Annotated in this window: 18 protein-coding genes, 1 tRNA gene and 6 pseudogenes; 15 read left to right on the top strand and 10 right to left on the bottom strand. The window is 38.8% G+C overall.

All coding sequences use genetic code 11. The annotated features are described in order from the left end of the window. The first annotated feature begins 173 nt into the window (after window positions 1-173). The 3 genes from psbV to petJ all read left to right on the top strand — a co-directional run bounded on the left by psbV (window position 174) and on the right by petJ (window position 2190). On the top strand, window positions 174-665 hold the full coding sequence (gene psbV, locus AAZO_RS04680; protein ID WP_013190371.1) for a photosystem II cytochrome c-550: 492 nt from the start codon (window positions 174-176) through the stop codon (window positions 663-665). Window positions 666-978: 313 nt separating this feature from the next. Further along, window positions 979-1398, top strand: a complete 420-nt coding sequence (petE, locus tag AAZO_RS04675) for a plastocyanin (protein WP_013190370.1) — start codon at window positions 979-981, stop codon at window positions 1396-1398. Window positions 1399-1842: 444 nt separating this feature from the next. Beyond that, window positions 1843-2190, top strand: a complete 348-nt coding sequence (gene petJ / locus AAZO_RS04670) for a cytochrome c6 PetJ (RefSeq protein WP_041642590.1) — start codon at window positions 1843-1845, stop codon at window positions 2188-2190. Window positions 2191-2697: 507 nt separating this feature from the next. Here petJ and AAZO_RS04665 read toward each other — a convergent pair. Beyond that, window positions 2698-4095: an energy transducer TonB gene (locus AAZO_RS04665; protein ID WP_013190368.1), complete on the bottom strand. Its 1398-nt coding sequence runs from the start codon at window positions 4093-4095 to the stop codon at window positions 2698-2700. 293 nt (window positions 4096-4388) lie between these two features. On the opposite strand from AAZO_RS04665, the gene AAZO_RS40925 reads away from it, so the two are divergent. After that, window positions 4389-4514 carry a hypothetical protein gene (locus AAZO_RS40925; RefSeq protein ID WP_013190367.1) on the top strand — a complete coding sequence of 42 codons (126 nt, stop codon included), beginning with the start codon at window positions 4389-4391 and terminating at the stop codon, window positions 4512-4514. On the opposite strand, the gene AAZO_RS04660 is transcribed toward AAZO_RS40925, so the two are convergent. Further along, the gene (locus tag AAZO_RS04660; protein ID WP_013190366.1) at window positions 4481-6400 is read right to left on the bottom strand and encodes a cation:proton antiporter; all 1920 of its coding nucleotides are present in this window, start codon (window positions 6398-6400) and stop codon (window positions 4481-4483) included. The genes AAZO_RS40925 and AAZO_RS04660 overlap by 34 nt on opposite strands. 344 nt (window positions 6401-6744) lie before the next feature. Between AAZO_RS04660 and AAZO_RS04655 the strand changes: the two genes are divergently transcribed. Continuing rightward, a tRNA-Glu gene (locus tag AAZO_RS04655) sits at window positions 6745-6817 on the top strand. 98 nt (window positions 6818-6915) lie between these two features. Here the strand turns inward: AAZO_RS04655 and AAZO_RS04650 are convergent. The 3 genes from AAZO_RS04650 to AAZO_RS04640 all read right to left on the bottom strand — a co-directional run bounded on the left by AAZO_RS04650 (window position 6916) and on the right by AAZO_RS04640 (window position 10516). Further along, window positions 6916-7446, bottom strand: a complete 531-nt coding sequence (locus AAZO_RS04650; RefSeq protein WP_049790973.1) for an SRPBCC family protein — start codon at window positions 7444-7446, stop codon at window positions 6916-6918. A gap of 41 nt (window positions 7447-7487) precedes the next feature. Next, entirely contained in the window at window positions 7488-9521 is a 2034-nt protein-coding gene (locus tag AAZO_RS04645) for a sensor histidine kinase (RefSeq protein WP_013190364.1), read from the bottom strand. Between the two features lie 659 nt (window positions 9522-10180). Further along, window positions 10181-10516, bottom strand: coding sequence for a ribbon-helix-helix domain-containing protein (locus tag AAZO_RS04640; RefSeq protein WP_013190363.1), 336 nt, complete (start codon window positions 10514-10516; stop codon window positions 10181-10183). A gap of 473 nt (window positions 10517-10989) precedes the next feature. Here AAZO_RS04640 and AAZO_RS04635 point away from each other — a divergent pair. The 6 genes and pseudogenes from AAZO_RS04635 to AAZO_RS04615 all read left to right on the top strand — a co-directional run bounded on the left by AAZO_RS04635 (window position 10990) and on the right by AAZO_RS04615 (window position 14311). Continuing rightward, a pseudogene (locus AAZO_RS04635) lies at window positions 10990-11475 on the top strand (HNH endonuclease). Window positions 11476-11491: 16 nt separating this feature from the next. Further along, window positions 11492-11881: pseudogene (locus tag AAZO_RS04630) on the top strand (alr0857 family protein). A gap of 121 nt (window positions 11882-12002) precedes the next feature. Further along, window positions 12003-12164, top strand: coding sequence for a hypothetical protein (locus tag AAZO_RS34880; RefSeq protein ID WP_013190361.1), 162 nt, complete (start codon window positions 12003-12005; stop codon window positions 12162-12164). Between the two features lie 98 nt (window positions 12165-12262). Further along, window positions 12263-12427, top strand: a complete 165-nt coding sequence (locus tag AAZO_RS28740) for a plasmid partition protein ParG (protein WP_013190360.1) — start codon at window positions 12263-12265, stop codon at window positions 12425-12427. A 162-nt stretch (window positions 12428-12589) separates the two neighbouring features. Continuing rightward, window positions 12590-13694: pseudogene (locus tag AAZO_RS28735) on the top strand (IS630 family transposase). Then, window positions 13679-14311: pseudogene (locus tag AAZO_RS04615) on the top strand (Uma2 family endonuclease). The pseudogenes AAZO_RS28735 and AAZO_RS04615 overlap by 16 nt, the downstream one beginning before the upstream one ends. Window positions 14312-14532: 221 nt before the next feature. Here AAZO_RS04615 and AAZO_RS04610 read toward each other — a convergent pair. Next, window positions 14533-15383, bottom strand: a pseudogene (locus AAZO_RS04610) (polysaccharide deacetylase family protein). Window positions 15384-15515: 132 nt separating this feature from the next. On the opposite strand from AAZO_RS04610, the gene AAZO_RS04605 reads away from it, so the two are divergent. The 4 genes from AAZO_RS04605 (at window position 15516) to AAZO_RS04590 (ending at window position 17913) form a co-directional block, all read left to right on the top strand. Beyond that, on the top strand, window positions 15516-15773 hold the full coding sequence (locus AAZO_RS04605; RefSeq protein WP_013190358.1) for a hypothetical protein: 258 nt from the start codon (window positions 15516-15518) through the stop codon (window positions 15771-15773). 170 nt (window positions 15774-15943) lie between these two features. Beyond that, window positions 15944-16315 (top strand): hypothetical protein, encoded by a 372-nt coding sequence (locus AAZO_RS04600; protein WP_013190357.1) that lies wholly within the window; start codon window positions 15944-15946, stop codon window positions 16313-16315. A 241-nt stretch (window positions 16316-16556) separates the two neighbouring features. Then, window positions 16557-17060 carry a Dps family protein gene (locus AAZO_RS04595; RefSeq protein ID WP_049790972.1) on the top strand — a complete coding sequence of 168 codons (504 nt, stop codon included), beginning with the start codon at window positions 16557-16559 and terminating at the stop codon, window positions 17058-17060. Window positions 17061-17145: 85 nt separating this feature from the next. Then, the gene (locus AAZO_RS04590; protein ID WP_013190355.1) at window positions 17146-17913 is read left to right on the top strand and encodes a ChaB family protein; all 768 of its coding nucleotides are present in this window, start codon (window positions 17146-17148) and stop codon (window positions 17911-17913) included. Window positions 17914-18044: 131 nt separating this feature from the next. Here the strand turns inward: AAZO_RS04590 and AAZO_RS04585 are convergent, their stop codons facing one another. The 4 genes and pseudogenes from AAZO_RS04585 to AAZO_RS43345 all read right to left on the bottom strand — a co-directional run bounded on the left by AAZO_RS04585 (window position 18045) and on the right by AAZO_RS43345 (window position 19306). After that, window positions 18045-18317, bottom strand: a complete 273-nt coding sequence (locus tag AAZO_RS04585; protein WP_013190354.1) for a GlsB/YeaQ/YmgE family stress response membrane protein — start codon at window positions 18315-18317, stop codon at window positions 18045-18047. A gap of 121 nt (window positions 18318-18438) precedes the next feature. Then, on the bottom strand, window positions 18439-18588 hold the full coding sequence (locus AAZO_RS34875; protein WP_041642577.1) for an RNA 2'-phosphotransferase family protein: 150 nt from the start codon (window positions 18586-18588) through the stop codon (window positions 18439-18441). A gap of 28 nt (window positions 18589-18616) precedes the next feature. Then, window positions 18617-18838, bottom strand: a pseudogene (locus AAZO_RS36870) (IS66 family transposase); the annotation flags it as partial. Window positions 18839-19111: 273 nt separating this feature from the next. Continuing rightward, on the bottom strand, window positions 19112-19306 hold the full coding sequence (locus AAZO_RS43345) for a transposase (RefSeq protein ID WP_081462890.1): 195 nt from the start codon (window positions 19304-19306) through the stop codon (window positions 19112-19114). Window positions 19307-19390: the final 84 nt, after the last annotated feature.

The following is a 19390-nucleotide window of genomic DNA, read 5'->3' as shown; positions in this document are numbered from 1 at the left end:
AGAATATTTTACGTAAAGTAATCCCGATAGCTTTTAGCCCAGGGATCAGGGGCGTTATAGTTCTCCCCGTCGGTGTTGTACCTGGCAAACTTTTAGCATCAGATAAATATCTATGCTTCTTGGAACTATTAGTGTCTTAGCTGTGTTGAGCATTAAAAACTGAAAGGGGAAATATGTTTAGAAGAGTGATTGGCGTTGTTGTTGCTGCTGTTTTGCTAACATTTCAGCTATTTATCGGTAGTGCAACAGCCGTTGAACTGGATGAAGCTACCAGAACTGTACCATTGAATGAAATTGGTGGTACTGTTGTCATAAGCGTGCCACAACTGGCACAAGGTAAAAAATTATTTAATGACACCTGCGCTCAATGTCATGCTGGTGGTGTAACCAAGACTAACCAAAATGTGGGACTAGAACCCGATGCTTTGGCCGGAGCTACACCAAGGCGTGACAATATTCAAGGGTTAGTAGACTACATGAAGAATCCCACAACTTATGACGGGGAAGAGGACATTTCTGAAATACATCCCAGCATTAAGAGTGCGGATATCTTTACAGAAATGCGAAATTTGACCGATGATGAGTTAACTGCGATCGCAGGTCACATTCTTATTCAACCTAAAGTTGTTGGTACGAAATGGGGTGGTGGTAAGATATATTACTAAAACTCTGTTAATTAGCCTTCTTATTAAGTAAAGTAGGGGTAATTTAACCCTTACTGTTGAAGAATCTTAGTTCCGAGTCCTGATACCTGAGTGCATTCAAGCATAACTGTCATTTTTGGTTAAAAATACCTGCTACTTCTACTTGAGTTTGCTCTCTTGAACCAGGACTGGGAACTTTGCATTTAAGTTGTAATTTTTACATTGATAACCACCAAAGATTAAAAAAAATTCATCTATGACAGATTGTCATATTTGGCGTTAAATGTATTTAAAATGAGAACAGGAAAATAAAACTATATCTCAGGAGAGAGCCATGAAATTAATTGTAGCAAGTTGGAGACGCTTGACTTTAGGGGTATTGGCTGTTCTTTTGGTTGTCAGCAGCTTTGCTGTTTTTGCTCCCACTGCATCCGCTGAAACCTACAAGATCAAATTGGGTAGTGACAAAGGACTGTTGCAATTTCAACCTAAAACATTGACCGTTAAACCAGGTGACACAATTGAATGGATGAATAACAAAGTTGCTCCCCATAATGTTGTGTTTGATGCTACTAAAAATCCTGGAAAGAGTGCTGATTTAGCTAAATCTCTGTCTCACACCAAATTACTGTTGAATCCTGGTCAAACAGTAACAACTACTTTTCCCGCAGATGCGCCTACAGGTGATTACCTTTTCTACTGCACTCCTCACCGTGGTGCTGGTATGGCTGGCAAAATCACTGTTCAAGGTTAGAAATCTTGCTAATTTGACACTAGATGATTTTTCTTGCTCATTAGGTAGTGCAAATAATTGAAAAGCAGCGGTAACGAGCTTGATTCCGAGGTAAAAATACAGGGATAAGCTAGTTACCGCTAATTTCTATGTAATTTTTACCCTTTAACCATTCACCAAACAAACTTACTAATCCCAGGTTCTTAACCGAACAGTACCGAACAGTATTGATTTGTGTCCAAAGTTTGATCAAAATTATCAATACCTAAGATCTATGGAAAGAATGCAATTCATGTCCTCATCACTTTAGCTGTTGCTGGAAAACTCCTATACAAATAGGCTTTCAAGCCTGTCACCAGTTACCTGTGTTCAAATCTATATAACTTGTAATCTGTATTAGATTATACGAAATAGCAAATAACTGGAGTTGTTCGGTTGGAGAATGTTGGTTGCGAGGAAAATCTATTGAGACTAATTTTAGTAAATCTACTTTTAGTCATTGCTCTGTTGTGTAACTTGACAATTATTTATCCAGCCTTAGCAGCAGAAACAAGCAACGGTAGCAAAATTTTTAATGCTAACTGCGCTGCTTGCCATATAGGTGGAGCTAACATCCTTGTTGAACATAAAACTCTACAAAAATCAGGACTATCAAAATACCTGGAAAATTATGAAATTGAACCTATCCAGGCTATTATCAACCAAATTCAAAATGGTAAAAGTGCCATGCCCGCCTTCAAAAACAAATTGAGTGAGCAAGAAATTCTAGAAGTGACCGCTTATATTTTCCAAAAAGCTGAAACAGGCTGGTGATGCATCCAGTATATTATTTAGAGTGCAATACCGTTCAGATAAGCCTTTTTCTTCTCTCCCTCTGCCTCCCTTGCCTGCCTAAACAGATAATTCTCCTTAAGTTAACCGTATTGGTTGAGGGGGCGATAAGCAAGGTGAAACTATCACAGGAGAAAGGTTTTACGTGATAGACCCCTTGAAAAAACTGATAAAAAAATGGTGCTTATTGACAATTAAGTGTGCAGTTATCAGGCGGCTACGTCAGCATAAGCCCTGAAGATACGAAGAGAATGGTCTTGTTAATGGAACAACTCATCAGTTTTATTCGCAATAAGTGGACATTTTATCAGTAGGTTATAAGGGTTATAACCCTTATACAGAAAGCTTTTTAGGTTCTTTCTTGCCCCCTCAACCCTATTGGTTTAGAGTGTGGATTTTGCAATAATTTCTCCCCACACCCTACACCTATTTCATCTATACAGATATCGAAAACAGCACTGACTCACCAAAATCTAAAACTTGATGATTTTATTTTTCTTGATTTGAGCTTTCTCTTTCTTCCTTAATTTGACGCAACTTTTTGATAAGCTTTTGAGCAGGTTCTGTAGATACATTAGACTGATTACCACTGACTACAGGTTTAGATGATGGATTGGGGATAATCACAGCTTGATTATTCCCCTGATTTTTTCTTCCTTCTACCTCAACAATTACTTTTTGAGCATCTAGATTTTGTGAAGGATTTACCTCAGAAGTTTTGCTAGTCTGATTGCGATCGCCAGTATTTTTAAACCGCAGTTGGAATGGATAAGAGCTAATCCGCTGCTCACCTTTAGGTGGATTAGCGTTGAAAAATGCCCTAGTTTGGGACTGTAATTCAGGAGCTACTGATGTATCTTGAAACTTGATATCCAAGACCTTGCCATCAGGATCTAGAACTAATCTACCCAAAACAGTACCTTCCATAGTTCGTTTATCTGTAGATACAGATTCACGAATCACAGGCTTTTCTTTAGCGTTGGGATATTCCTGCTGAATTTTTCGTCTCAGGTTGTTGTAAGAGTTAACGTTAGCTATTAACTCCTCTCTTTTCTTCGCTTGTGAATCAGACGAGCTTAAAACAGGTTGATTCCTAGCAGTTTCTGGTGATGGAACAAACTTTGGTACTGCTGATATTGATTGGCGTTTATCTTGTAGAGATTGTTCACCAGCAAGCCCAGAGGGAGAATTTCCAGCAATTGGAACTGAGTTATCTGCTAACAGTCCTCTTTGCTGAGGAGTAATTCTCTCTGCTGTGGTTGTAGAACCAATATCAATAGCATTAGGAGATGGGTCACTCAGGGTTTCTTCTGGTAATTTATTATCCGCTTGAACTTCTGGCAACCTATTTACATTCAGCGGTTCGGTTTCTTTAATTTTGGCATCTATATCATCAACAAAAGGAGATGCTGAACCAGACAATTTACTTGTGGGTCGATAGTTAGAAACTTGTGTTCTAAAATCGTTTCTGCTAAATTTCTGAATAGGCTGCCTGGGAGGTAAGTTAGAAAGATTATAGTTAGTTTGTGACGCAGGAATGGATGGCAATACAGGCTGGATAGTTAAATCAGGTTGTAAGGGTGGTAATGCTATTGCTTGGGTGTCTTTGGCCGGAGGAACTTGCTGTTGTAGCGGCAATTGGGGCGGTTGTAAAGCAACTTCAGACGTACCAGGAGTTTGTGGTAAGCGGTTTTGGTCAGCCTGACTTAATTCCATTAATCCCACAGCTTTGGCTGTATTGTTTTCTGAAGATTTATTGGAACTCACAGGCATTAATGGCACAATTAAGGCAATAGCACCGTGGATGCCAAGAGAGGCTATAGCTGCTATCCCAGTAGGTTGACTTAATATTTCTGGTAAATTTTTCAGCAGGGAGACGTAAGACATAGCTGTTATCGTTCACTCGGCTCGGTTGCAGTTGATTAGTTCAATAAGGCAGAAGGTTGTAATCCTGATAGGATTTACTTATCTGTTGCTGATACAGATAACTTTCTGCCTCACTGTACAAGGGATTTTATCTTTATAAATTATATTGCTATTTTCGAGAATCGCTTCTCTAACAATAATAACTCCCTATATTGGTATCCAAAACAGGAAGATTCAAGTAATGTGCAGTTTTTATTTTGCAAGAATTCAGGAGTCAGGAGTGAGGACAACATCTCTATGGGATTCAAAGTTACGTGATTGCTTTCACTGCTATCATCTTGGCAGTAGCACATCTATCTGCTTTGCTATGGCAAGAACAAGAAATGTCTCAAGAAAATATTAACTTTCAATTACCCGAAACTTCAGTAGCAGAAAGTTGAGACAATTTAGCAATGGGAACTTCTTCCACTTCTGGGAGCTTTTCTAAAGCTAAAGCCGTGGATTGACTGGCACCAGATAAGAGTTTTAACAGATTTGGTCTGGAATCGTACAACAGATAGATAATGCGATCTCCTACTTCCCAATCTTGGTTGACTGACATTACCTGTAGGTGTTCTTCCCTCTCTAGTAATAGCGGTACCAACACTCCAGACCTAATCTTCTCTTGGATATGCTCCTGTTGACTAGAAAATTCTGCCTCATTTAACGTTGTTGTCCCCAATTTCACTCGTCCATTGCTTAAATACTCATTCCAAGTTTTAACTGCTAAATCAGAGACAAAAGCTTGATTAACTTTCACATTGGCAGAATTAGGAGCTTGCGGATCACGGGGAAACACTGCTAAAACACGAGGTGGACTAAATTCCTCAGATGCCCGTTGTGCTAACACAAAATTCACCTCACCATTATTAGTCATAGCCAGAAAAGTTCCCATCGAGGCAATACCAGCCTCCTCCAAAACCTCTGCATCTAGCGCACTATTAGCAATCACCCGCAGATTTTGAGCCTCAGCTTGAGCAAAATATTCCGAGTCGGTGTCAATCATCACTACACCTTCTCCCCGTTCTTGGAAAAACCGAGCAATCAACAAACTCAAGGGATTACAACCCACAATCACTGCCCCAGTTGCATCCTTGGAAGTTATTTCCAGCCACCTAGCAATCCAGCCAGCCGTCAAGCCTTGACAGACAACAGTCATGATAATTGTCAAGAACACCAGAGCTTTAATAGCATCACCACCATTAACGCCCCTTTGCGTCAGCGAAATACCAAATAAAGAAGCAACAGAAGCAGAAACAATTCCTCTCGGTGCAACCCAGCTTAAAAACAGTTTCTGTCGCCAATTCAGATCACTATTCCAAGTACACAACAAAATATTAATTGGGCGTACCACAAACATCAAAACCAAAACAGTAAATAAACTACCCCAACCCAACGCCAAGACACTAGCAATAGATAAATCAGCGGCTAGGAGAATAAAAAGTACAGAGACGCTAAGAATTGTTAGTTGGTTTTTAAAGCTCCGCAACAGCCTTTCTTCTGGAACTGATGAATTAGCAAATACTGCCCCTGCCACGACTGTAGTCATAACTCCTGACTCAGTGCGAATCATCTGTGCTAGGGAAAACAACCCCCACAACGCCGCCAGCACCACCAGGTTTTTTAATTCAAAAGATAGAAAACTGGCTCGTTTGAACACCCAACTCATCAAATAACCACCTACAGCACCAATCATTGCTCCCACACCCAAGCGCAATATTAAACCCATAATGGCTTTGAGTGGGTCAGCATCACCGTTCAAAATTGTATCTAGGACAACATAGGCAAGGATAGCTCCTACTGGGTCAATTAAAACCCCCTCACCTTCCAATAGAGTTGCTACTTGTCGATCTACGTTGATTTGTTTGAGTAGGGGTCCAACGACGGTAGGCCCTGTAACGACGACGATGGAAGCAAAGAGAAAAGCTATATTCCAAGGAAATTCTCCCAGCCAGTGAGCCGCTATGCTACCGCCCAGCAGTGTTATGAGTGTTCCCAAGGTGACAAGCAATTGCAAACTCACCGAAACTCTGCCCAATTCGCGCACATCCAATTTGAGTCCGCCCTCAAACAAGATAATTGCTGTGGCCAGAGAGACAATTACTTCTAGTCCAGTTCCCAATAAATGCGGATGTAATAAGCCAATACCATCAGCACCCAATAGGATGCCCAATAAAAGTAATAAGACGATGCTGGGCAGCTTAAGATATGCGGCCATTACCTGGGCGCTAATGCCTGCTAGGACTGTGAACACCATCTGTAGGGTAATTTGAAAAGATGCTTCCATGTTGTAGATTTTGAGTGATTGATTTCAAAATCCTTTGTAAAGAATCATAAATACTAACTCTACAGGGTACAACACCACACCCATCGTTAAGAAATTAAGAGATTTTTTTTTAACGATGGGTGTGGTGATCGCCACGCTATGCCGTAGGTACACTATGTGTAGGTTGCTTGCCGTAGGTTACGCTATCAGGAGTTCAGGATTCAGGAGTTACAGGAGGAAAATTAAGTATTCCTCCTGTAACTCCTGCCCCTTTGCTCAATTTAGAGGCTATGAAAAACTTTTTAGAAAAAGGTGTTGACATCCTCTCAAAAATACGGTAGATTGTTAAAAGTCTGGAGTCCAATGCCCCCATCGTCTAGAGGCCTAGGACACCTCCCTTTCACGGAGGTAACGGGGATTCGAATTCCCCTGGGGGTACTTTAAAAAAGAACCATAATTAGAAAGATAGAAAAGATATACTAGCTAATTCTTTTCTACCCTAAAACTAATTAAATTTTATCTGCTGACTCTCATCTTCAACTAATGCTTAATTCCCCTGCGCGCTGACGAATTGCGAGCAGGTTTAGTTGTAGGTCCTTGCTGAGTCGGTTTTCGATGATGGATATCGGCATTGTTAGCTTAGGCCATACTTGGATGTTGTAACAGAGATTTGTTCCTTGATCCTCTCCCAGGGAATAAGGCTCTAAGCACCAAAAACCTGAAAAGCCTTTGAAATCTCCTTCTACCATTTCAAAGTTGATCAGTTTGGGGAAGATTTCTTCTAGGTCTAGAACTACATGCGCACAAAATTTGAAATTGAGTAACCTTTGAGAACCTATTTGTTCTATCCGTATGCCTCCGTTGGGATGTTCTAGGAGAGAACTTTTGGCTAGATTGGGAATAAATTCAGTTAAGGCTTCATAGTCTGTAAGAATCTTCCAGACTTTTTCGACCGGGTGGGGAATTTGTACTTTAGCGGTAATTTGCCGTTGTCGCTCTGATAATTTCTCGACTTGGATGGTTACTTGATCAGCAATTAAGTTGCTTTCTAGTCCACTCTCGTCCATAGGTGTGGGGAAATCAAGTCCCACTGTGTTGTTTTCTGTAGTCACTGTTGAGAATTTGGTTTAGTTGCTGCGCAAAACTGACGTAGGGTAAGGGTGAAAGAAATTTCGCTCAATTGAGAGTTGGCTATTGGGGTACTCTCTATGGCGATCTCTCCATGTAAATGCTGTACTAGGGACTTGACTAAGGCCAGTCCTAAGCCAGTACCTGGAGTCCAACGTCCTTTACCACGACGGAACTTGTCAAAAATGTAGGCTGCTTCTTCTTGTGAGATGCCACGTCCTATGTTGGTTACTTTAATAATAACTTGATCAAGTTCTTGTTCAACTCTGTGAGTTGCTTGTAAATTAACGATGGTATCGCGTTCCGAGTATTTGTTGACATTGGTTAATAGTTCTTGCAGAATGCGGTCGAAACTTTCGATTTCGGTTTGAAGTTTTAATGGTTTTTTGGGTAAATGTATGTTTACAGATAATCCTCGCTCTGCTAGTGGCCTTTCTACAGCAGCTACTAAGTCCTTAATTCTGGTATTTAAATCTATGGTTTCTAATTGCGGTGCTTCTTGATGGGTTTCTAGTTTCTGGAGGGTGAGGAGGTCATTAATTAAGTTAATTTCTTTGGTACATTCTGACTCTAGAATATCTAGATATCGAGTTTGACGTTCTGGGGTAATTCCTGGCAATCGTAAGTTACGAATTGACATCCGCATATTTGTCAGGGGATAACGCAAGCGATCGCTAATGTTGCTGACAAATTCATCTTTGAGTTCGTTGAGTTGTTGTAGTTGCTCAACATACTGCTTTGTTTTTTCGTACAATTTTGCCTGTACTTCCAAACTTCGTTTGAGTTGCTCTGTCCTTTCATCTACTAAATTTTGTACTTGCCGCAATGTTTGTGATTGAATTATGGCATTACTCAACTGAGCGCAGACCATTTCTACAAGATTCAATTCTGCGGGTTGCCAATTACGAGTAATTTCTTGCTGTAAAACCACAAATCCTAAAACTTTCCCTTGATTCTCTAATGGCATTAAGATTGTGGCTGGAAATTGTTCAATGGCAAACAATGGATTTAGCTGTAAATTATCGTTCTGCTCTTTCGAGTTATCAATCATGATCGGTTTCCCCGATTCTGTAAATACACGCTGGCATAAATCACATTCTGATAAAGAAAAACTCTGCTCTAAGTTTTCTGGTTCAGTGTGATTGGTGTTTTGAGCTTTAGTCCACTCTCCCATCAGGGTGGCTTTGGCTTTAGGAATTTGCTTCTTGGGACGATTCCTGAACATGGGATCTGTATATTTCAATAGGATTAGTAATCCTCGATCGACTTCTAAGGATTCAGAAGTCGATGAAATAACTAACTGGAGCATTTGATTTAACTCCAAGTTACTAAGGCTTAGTATAGTTAATTGTTTAATTAAAATTTGATGCTGGCTGCTCTTGTGTAAATACTGCTTTTGAGTATTTAATATCTGTACTTGTGCTACTTGAGCCAAAGCGATCGCACAAGATGAAGCTATTGATTGGAGTAATTTTTTTTCTGACTCATTCCATTGATATGTTTGGAATTTTATCAAGCAAATTACACCGTTATTATGACCACTAAATCGGGTAGGAATCGCTAAAACTGATTTAATCGGGATTGGCAGAGATTGACAGCTAAATAATAGAGTTTGTTGAACTAAGGAAATATCCTCAACTGTCAATGGTTCAGCAACGCATTGTACAACTGGCGAACTTACTAATAACTGATCCATTGATAAGATTTCTTGGGAATGGGGTGATCCCAAATATTGTTCACTACACCAATTAACGGCAGAATCTTTATTTGGAGTATCTCTGGTCACGCTCATCAAACAGCAGCAATCTACCTTGAATACATCTCCCAATAAGTGAGCAATTTCTTGCAAGATCAATGATGTCGCCTCGCTATTGGCAATGATATAATTTATCTTTTGCGCCAAGGCTTGGGCGGTGTTTTCTTGTTGATGCATGAGCTTGGCTCGATATGGCTGTAGTTGTTCTACATCATTGTCGTCTACGTATTTTGGCGGTGATAATAAACGCTTTTTCATTATTGGTTCGCTGGTGGATAAAAATCCATTTGTTTACTTTGCACCCAAGTTACTTTGCACCCAAGTTTTGTGTATTTTTTAACTTTTGAGTTATATTGCACCACCCGGATAAATCGTAAGTCGTTTATGAAGACTTTTTCTAAAATCTGATTACATAATTTATGTTTTAGTTAATGGTATTTGTTAGCTTTATCAACTAATGTTTACTTTCTAGATCACGATAATGTTCCCAATTTGAGAGCCTCGTTTCCAAGATTTGCCAAAATTTGAAGTTGATTTTGAAGTTGATTTAGTTTACTACCTCAAAAATAGGATATCTTGTCTGTAACTCTACATAAACCGTAATTTCTCTGGAATTAAAGAAAAATTATCATAAACTTGTATACGCATTAGTACTTAAGATATTAGTGATTAATAAAGTACCTTTCACTTAGTTTACCTGAGTAGTTGACATTTAATTAAATTCTATCGAATCAAGTCAAATTTATCCAAAAAATATTGTATAAATACTGCTTGTGTTGAATATGTTCAGCAAATATAACACCTCTGTCTTAGAAAGATTGTCAGCAATAGATGCAGCTTAGTTATTGCTATAAATAAATAAACTGCATTTATTCTGACCTGTCACGAAAGCTTAAAGGTTATGGATCTGTCATGAACTAGTCACATAGACTTTCAACACTTAGAGGCACTATATCACCATTCTTTGTTAGTCCCAATAACATAGGTTGTTGAGATGGAATTAATTTACCTGTGAGGACACAGCGTTCATCTTGCTGTGCTGTGGCGGCTATACTGGCTCGAATATCAGCACGAGAAAATCGGGGTTTCCATTCGCCGGATTTTTGCTGCACATAATTCCAGAGGACATCTCTGATCAAAGCCTGATATCCCTGATTACCTGCTATTTCTTTGAGTTTATCTTTTAGTTCGCGTTCCAAACGGATGCTGGTAACTTCCATATCAGTGGTTGAGCTGCGTGTGATAGTATGCATGATTTTCTCTCCTTAGAGGTCTAGACAAGATAGTACTACAGGTGTAGTATGTTTACAGTAATATTTAATATGTGAAATTTTCTGTGAAATCCATTTACCCTATTTCTACTACTGCGCATTCCAACATTTGGCTGGTCTGTTGGGAATCTGCCGCTGTGGGAGTGGAGTATCTATTTATGGGCGAGCGCAGCCTGCATGGTGGGTAAAAAACTTAGGATAATGATGATTTTAGATATATAGTTTTTGATACGCCAAATAGTAAAGCACAAATAGAAACAAGAAGTGGGAGGTACAAGAGCAAAATGCTGTACCCCTATAAGACCAGAAAAATATCAGGTCAAATTTTAACCCCCGCTTCACCTAAATCAGAAGTGGGGGTTTTTTAGTCTCTTCACTGTTAACAGTGAAGAGACTGACAAATGTTGATAAGGAGTCAGACTGTGACAAGCGCCATGCAAGTTTGAGAAAAATCCGTGGTGGTTTTTTCTCAGAATTACTTGCCACTGTATCACGTAAATATCAAGCGAGCAATTTTGTTGTTAGTGAGTAATAAAGCTGAATCAGTAGATTTTCCTACAGAGAGGGGATAGTTAGTTCACTCACTTAGCTTGCTAGTTTCCGTACCAAAACACATCCGCTTAAAAATCGCTGCTGCTGAAAGGATGTGGAAAGTGCCGCCAGTGAATCGACAAGAAGTACTGCGGAGAGACCATCACAGTTGTCAATATTCCGGTAGTACCAAACGTCTGACTCTGGATCATTTGATTCCCCGATCTAAGGGTGGCTTGCATATGTGGGATAACGTAGTGATAGCTTGTGAAAGATGTAACTCTCGGAAAGGTGATAAAACCCTTGGGGAAACTGGTATGCAATTGCAAAAGAAACTAAAGGCACGACAACATCCTGCTGTTTCTTTTGCAGAACAGTTTTGGATAGATATGCAAGCCAACCTGGAATAACAGGAGAGCAAAAGGAATGCTGAAATTAATTTACACTGAAAATTGTTTTTATTTGGAACATCTCGCTCTATCCCTGGAAGAATGGGTAGAACAAAGAGTGATTTTGGCGCTACGGGTTGGTCAAATACTGGATTTTGAACCCAGCACAGCTTCCTTTTTGCTTCCTGTGGAGTTACCAGGGCTAGAAAGGCTGAAGGCTGAGGTTCAGCAACATGATGCTGAAGTCATGGAATTGTCTGTGTGTGATGCTGAATAGCTGGAAGGCACTTTGCAGGGCTCTTGCTTATCAGATAGTTCTGAGAATGTTGTGGGTGTCTTTGTTACTATGATGAGCGATCGCACCGAGTTCTTTTTACGGAAATTGTGGCAACAAGCTCAACTGTGTGCATCTGTTGTCAGTGATTGACACTCTTCTGCCTAAACGCGAGGAGATACCGATACAGTTTGCGAATTCGCAAAGGCACTATATTAGCTGGTTAGTTTAGCAATAAAACGATTGAGACCTTTATGAGCAGTCTTATACCCAGATGCTTGCTTACCCAACTTTAGTTGAGATAAAACACGGTCACGTAAAATTTAAAGTGCTGCAATTGTTAGCAAATCAACAGAGTGTTGTCAGCCATTACAAAGCCTTTGGACTGCAAGCGGTTTACATTATCTTACCTATCTTACTAACCTACTCTATCTAAGTAAAATAAGTCAACTAGCTAAACTACTTAATTTGCTAACAGTTTGCTTAATGCCATAATTAGGCAAAATGCAGCTATAGATTAAGTAGGTAGATTAGGTGACTCAATCTCAGGAAGAAGATAAAACAGTGAAACTCGTAGTATTTCTAAATGATGAGGAACGAACTCAATTCAAGGTTATTTGCGCTCAACAAAAAACCTCAATGAGTCAACAGGCACGACAGTTAATAGTTAACTGGACAAACTCTCAACAGAAAAAATAACCAAATTGTGATCCCCAACTATCGCCTACCAAAAATGCCAGAAACAGAAAGGTAGGTAAATTATGGTTCAAGCCTTACCTAATACTAACCTAGTAGTCCACCAAGGCAATGTTGCTGGGTAAGCCCCTCTAATTGATAAACTAGTCAAAAAAGGGGTTGACCATGGCAAAAAAGTATGTTGTAGATTTAAGCGAAGAGGAAGTTTTACAACTGCAAGCAATCCTCAAAAAAGGAAAGCATAAAGCAAGAAGTATAACCCATGCAAACATTATTTGAATGGCATCTGAGGGAGAAACGGACACGGCGCTGCCGCAGTTCGAGTTCATGTTGCCACGGTGGAAAGGACAAGAGAAAAGTTTGTGATTGGTGGATTAGACTTTGCTTTAAAGGATGGGGAACGTCCATCAAAACCCAAAAAATTAGATGAAAAACAAGAAGCATTTTTGATTGCGACTGCTTGTTCTAATCCGCCAGAAGGAAGAGTGCGTTGGACAATGCAATTATTAGCGGAGCATTTAGTGAAGGTTGGTATCATAGATTGAATCTCAGACGAAACAATACGCCAAACTCTAAAAAAAATGAAATTAAACCGTGGTTAAAAGAACAGTGGTGTATTCCCAAAGTTAACCCAGAGTATGTGTTCAGAATGGAAGATGTTTTGGATTTGTACAATGAGCCATATGATCCGAAAAAACCTACACTCTACCTAGATGAACGCCCATATCAATTACTAGAAGAAGTAAGACTTCCTTTGCCACCAGAACCACATCAGCCTGAAGGTTATGATTGTGAGTATAAACGCAATGGTGTTGTAAATTTATTTGGCTTTTTTGAACCAATAGCCGGGTGGAGGCATATTGAAGTTACACAACGTCGGACAAAAGCTGATTTTGCCAAACAATTAAAAGATTTAGTAGATGTTTATTAACCCCAAGCTGATGTGATACCTTTACTTGTTGATAACCTAAACATTCATACTCCAAGTGTTTTATATGAAGTTTTCCCTCCACAAGAAGCACGCCGCATTATTCGGAAATTAGAGTTTCACTATACTCCTAAACACGCTTCCTGGTTGAATCAAGTAGAAATTGAATTATCAGTGTTATCTCGCCAATGCTTAGAACGACGTATTCCTAATGTAGAAATATTATCTTCTGAAATTGCTACTTGGGAGTCACAGCGTAATCAACAAAAACCCAGTGTTTATTTGGGCTTTAAAACCAAGGATACACGTAAAAAAATGCAGCGTTTATATCCGAGCATTTAACCCAGCAAAATTGCCTTGGCAGACTACTAGTAACCTTTGAAGAGTTTGCCCAATGCAAACCAGAAGGGGGACGATATGAACTACGTGACGGAGTAATTATTTAGATGTCACAGCGACTGGGAGGAGATGAAGAAGTTAAAGGGTTTTTAACTACGAAGATAGTCTTTGAATATAAAAGATTAAATTTGCCTTACTTCATACGTAATCAAGCATTGGTCAAGCCTCCTGATGGTGAATTAGCTTATCTGCCAGACATTCTATTGCTGAACCGTCCCAACTTGGTCAATGAACGATTGTGGGAGAAAGAATCTACAGTTATTCTGGGTGCTTCAATCCCTTTAGTAATTGAAGTTTTCAGCACAAATTGGCGTGTTGATTACTTGACTAAGGTTAAGGATTATGAGGAAATCCCTATTCCTGAATATTGGATTCCTGATTACTTAGGCTTAGGTGGTAGGCAGTTTATTGGTAGTCCCAAGCAACCAACTATTTTTATTCACGAACTGGTTGAGGAGGAATGTCAAGTTAGTCAGTTCAGAGGTGATGACCGGATCATATCGCCAACTTTCTCAGAGTTGTCCTTAACTGCTAACCAGATTTTTCAAGCTGGTAGTTAGCGATTGCCTACCCAGCTAACTCATGTAACTTTTTACATGAGTTAGCTGGGTGCGATCACAATTTACCCTTTCTAATTGTGATAATTACTAAAAGCTGACTCTGTCAGCTTTTAGTAATTATCCCACATTCCGCACTTCATCTTAGTAATAAAAAGACAGTAATTCAACCGAAAAATATTGGTACTTCTTTGCAGTTATCTCTGGACATATTTTTTTCTTGATTATTTTGCCATTTGTAATAATTCAGGAACTATGACAAATTTATACCCTTGTGGTTTCAGTCCATAAATAATTTCTGCTAAAGCTTTTACCGTTCTTTCACGATTTCCTGCACTATCGTGCATCAACACAATACAACCTGGTTTTACACCTTTAACAAAATTTTTAACAAATACTTGATATTTCGCAAGAGAAGCAGTATCAGCTGAAGTTACAGACCACATAATAACGGCATTATTTTGATTTTTGGCATAAGCGGCTAAACCATTTTTTAAAAAACCTTCAGCTGGACGAGAAAAAGATGTTTTTACACCTGTTGTTTTGTAGATTAATTCATTTTTCCGTTCAATTTCACTCTTTGCTGTGGCTGCATCCATACGGCGATACCAATGATGCCATGTATGATTACCAATAGCGTCACCTTCAGCTACAACTCTTTTAGCTATTTCGGGATTGGCTTGTAAGGAACTTCCTACCCAAAAGAACGTGGCTTTCACATCATTTTGTTCTAGGATATCTAACATTTCGACTGTGCTTTTTGGCCAGGGACCATCATCAATAGTTAACGCAATAACTTTCTCGTTGTTTCTGGGTTCAACTTTATAAACTGTCTTCCCTTGAAACTTAGCAGGAACGGTAAAATTTAGGTTTTTAATTCTAGCTGAGCTGATGGTTACAATTTGGAGTTGGATTTATTTTCAGGGATGGCAATTTCGAATGTTTCGGTGTTGGTTTTTAAGGGTAGTGTATTTGGGTCTCTGAGACAAGAGGTTAGAGATAATGCTATTGTGGTAACACCAATTATTCTTATTGTTTTGTTGTGATTTTTTGTGGAATTATAATTCTGGGGCATAAGGTTTTTTCTATGATATAGCAATCCGGTTTGATATCTAAAATTACTTAGGTAGGCAAAAGGCAAAAGGAAAAAGGGTTTTAGAGAATTTTAGATGCACGGATTGTTTCGAAAACCAAGTGTATTGGCGCATTGACGGACACAGCCATGAACGCTGGTATGGAGGACGACGATTCTCACGACTGCGGTGTTAACCACCTATTCAGGAACGTGATCGCTAACACAGAGAATGATGGAGACTTCCTTGACAGACCACTAGAAATACGTCTTCAATACCCCACAAACAACAGTGGTGACATGGAAAGTCGCATGGATCCTTGGCAAAACTTGTTGAATGATCACGAGTGGTATATGCATATGGATTTGAGCGAGTACTGCTATATTCCATAATTTGAAAAAAGATGGTTGAAGAGATATTTTTTATGAGTGTTCTTCTCTGTCTAGAGAGTTATCTTTACTTTAATGTAAGATTAAGTCCAATTCTGTCTGTAGATTGATTAAAGAAATATTTGATTAAATTATTATTTAATAATAAACTTCAAAATGACCCAGAGAAGAAAATGGAAGTCCTTGATTTTGTTAAATCTAGATTGCAATTACCATCAACGATGATATTAGTGGTTTTTACTTGTAGCTTCATATTTTTATTTCATGCTCTTCCTGCTTTAGCTATCAGTAGTTATCAGAATGATCCAACAGAAGGACCCACACAACTATTGGAAATTCAACGCAAAACTGATGAAGCTGCTAAAGAACCACCCATAGGAATGAAGGAATCTCAAGAAAAAACACGGAGAGGACTGAATGAAGTTCAGGGAGAGGCTGATTTTGAAAAAATGAAGCGTCCTGAAAACTCACAAAGTGCAAATTCTGTAGAACAGGAAGTGGAAGGATTTTTGGAAGAAATTACAGGTAGCAATAAAAATAAATAATTTGTACCAATACCCATATACCCGACTTCTAATATTATTTATCAGTTTTGAATTCCTTAAAAAGGTAAAAAAGAAGTCGGGGACATTATTGTTATAAATGATCTAGCTCTTCCCAAATAAATAGATAACTGTAATTAAACATTAATCTTACCTTTGATTGATGTGGATTACTTCGATACCTTGAGAAATTCTTATTATGTTTAAGCCATTTACGTGCTAATAAGGATGGTAAATAATGACCATACATAAAATCAACATTGGTTTGACTGATGAACAACGTGACGGGGTGATGATGTTGTTAAATCAAGATTTGGCAGATGCCTATGTACTGCTAGTAAAAACTAAAAAATATCATTGGGATGTTGTTGGTCCTCAGTTCCGGACTTTGCATAAACTTTGGGAAGAACACTATGAAGAACTGACAGAAAATATTGATGAAATAGCTGAGAGAGTTAGGACTTTGGGAGGTTATCCCACTGGCACAATGGAGGGATTTCTGAGTCTTGCTACTCTGAAGGAACATAGCGGGGAAATTCCTACAGCAACGGGAATGGTAACTAAACTGGTGGAAGATCATGAACAGGTAATCCGCAATTTAAGGAATCATGTAGATCGGTGTAGTGAAGAATTCCATGATCAGGGTTCTGCTAATTTCTTAACTGAGTTGATGGAAGAACATGAAGAAATGGTTTGGATGTTGCGCTCATTTATTGAAGGACAACCGTTAGAATCGGATGGGAAATAACAACTGATAGGAACTAAAGTTACAGTGGGTATTTAGTCGAGAGTTATTAATATATTTTCCCAGAAAAAGTACAAGGAGTAAAAAAGTGCCAGAAGGATATCAAGCAGAGCGTACTATCTCCGCTATATTTAAAGAACAAAAGCAAATTGATGATGTAATTCGACGTTTACTAGATAGAGGTGTACCGAAGGATCATATTTCGGTAATGGGTAGGAATTTCCAGTCAGAAACGCGAATTTCTGGTTTTATTACTAAGCGAGATGTAATTTTAGGAGGTTTGAGAACAGGGGCAATTTTTGGTTCTTTGTTTGGTTCATTCCTCAGCTTATTGACAGGTGTCGGTGTATTGTTTATTCCCTTTGTGGGACCAATTGTAGCAGCAGGACCGATTGGTGCTTTGTTGCTGGGTGCTGCAAGTGGTGCGATCGCAGGTAGTGCTGGTGCTGGCTTGATATCAGTTTTTACGGCTTTAGGGATGCCAGAAGACAAAGCTGCGGTTTACCAAACCCGGTTACAAGCTGGAGAGTTCTTATTAATGGCAGAAATTGCGAGCGAGCGCACTGGAGAATTTCAACTGCTATTAGAAAGTGCTGGAGGTGAAGAAATTCAGACTATTGGTCAAGCACTAACTCATCCTTGTCCTGGTCCATATAACAGCCCAGAAAACTTGTCTCCTGAAGTTCGCGCTCATCTATCAGAAGAAGCACAGCGCACATTTATTCAGCGTTATAACACCGTACTCAATGATACAAGTGACCAATTTACCGCTGAACAATCTGCTTGGGATGCAGTTCATCAACAATTTGATGAAGATGAGAATGGTGTTTGGTCAAGAGTAAAGGTCGGTGTTTAATTTCTTGTATAGAGTTTAATTTCCATAATGAGTAATAGGTAATGCGGTAAAACTCATTACCTTTGTAGAGTTGACTAAATTTTATTTGCTAATATCTTGGCTCTAGGTATTAAATCACCTTAAGTATTCCACTAATAACTGGTACGTCCAGTAAATAATCCCCAAAGAAAAATAGCAATTATTGCACCAATAATTGCCACAATTATCCCTGGAATACTCAAAGTTGCAGCGGTAAATTGTAATCTTCCTGTTTCTAACAAAGTAACTAAAGTTCCACCAATTAAAGCACCAACCATACCTAATACCATTGTTGCTAAAATTCCGCCACCTTGCCGACCAGGATAAATAGCTTTAGCTATAGCTCCAGCAATCACTCCCAGAATTATCCAAGCAATAATATTCATAGTCTAATCCATGAAAATTCCTATCCATACATTAGTAGTCTTATCTACTTATGAAGTCTGTCCAAGGACATATTTAAAACTAAATGTAGTGTAAATATTCAGGTGGTATATGGTGTACTAACTAAACACCACTATCAGAACAATAAATAATGTAATCTGCTACATACATAACACCAGCATATACAGTAAAAATAAAGAGTTTTACATGGCTTTTACCCACTATTCTAGCTGTGGAAATATCAGATGATAAATGTACATGATGACGTGACATTCTAAAGTCAAAATGTAAGGATTCAGGTCTAAGGAAGAGGGATTAAAGAAGGTGTATGGAAAGCAGAATGAACCATGGCTTTCATAGGTTGGTCAAAAAACTTAATTAGAGAAAGTGCTTGACGGCGACAAGTTTGTATAACGGTCAATAAATTAGCAGGATGTTGGAATAGCTCTAGAGAAAGAGAACCACCACAGACTTTTCGTTGTGTCAGTGCTAAACCTAACCTTGGTTCAGCTAAATTATGATCAAGGTCTATTGCCTAAGGAAGGTAAAAGTTTACCAGGTTCCCCTGGGGCTTGATCAATGAATGAATGGAAGATTCAACTTTTGGTTGAAACTAGTAGTCTGCCAAGGCAATTTTGCTAGGTTAAATGCTCGGATATAAACGCTGCATTTTTTTACGTGCATCCTTGGTTTTAAAACCCCAATAAAAACTGGGTTTTTGTTGATTACGCTGTGACTCCCAAGTAGCAATTTCAGAAGATAATATTTCTACATTAGGAACACTTCATTCTAAGCATTAGCGAGGTAAAACTGATAATTCAATTTCTACTTGATTCAACCAAGAAGTGTGTTTAGGAGTATAGTTAAACCCTAACTGCTGAATAATGCAGCGTGCTTGTCGTAGAGAGAGAAATTCATATAAAATACTTGGAGTATGAATGTTTAGGTTATCAACAACTAAAGGGATGACATCAGCTTGGGGGTAATAAATATCTACTAAATCTTTTAATTATTTAGCAGAATCAGCTTTTGTCCGATATTGTGTAACTTCAATATGCCTCCAAAGGGCTATTGG

Origin of the sequence: 'Nostoc azollae' 0708, from assembly GCF_000196515.1 — a bacterium.
Classification (GTDB): Bacteria; Cyanobacteriota; Cyanobacteriia; order Cyanobacteriales; family Nostocaceae; genus Trichormus_B; species Trichormus_B azollae.
The sequence above is the reverse complement of the archived record's forward strand: the minus strand, read 5'-3'. Positions and strand labels throughout refer to the sequence as shown.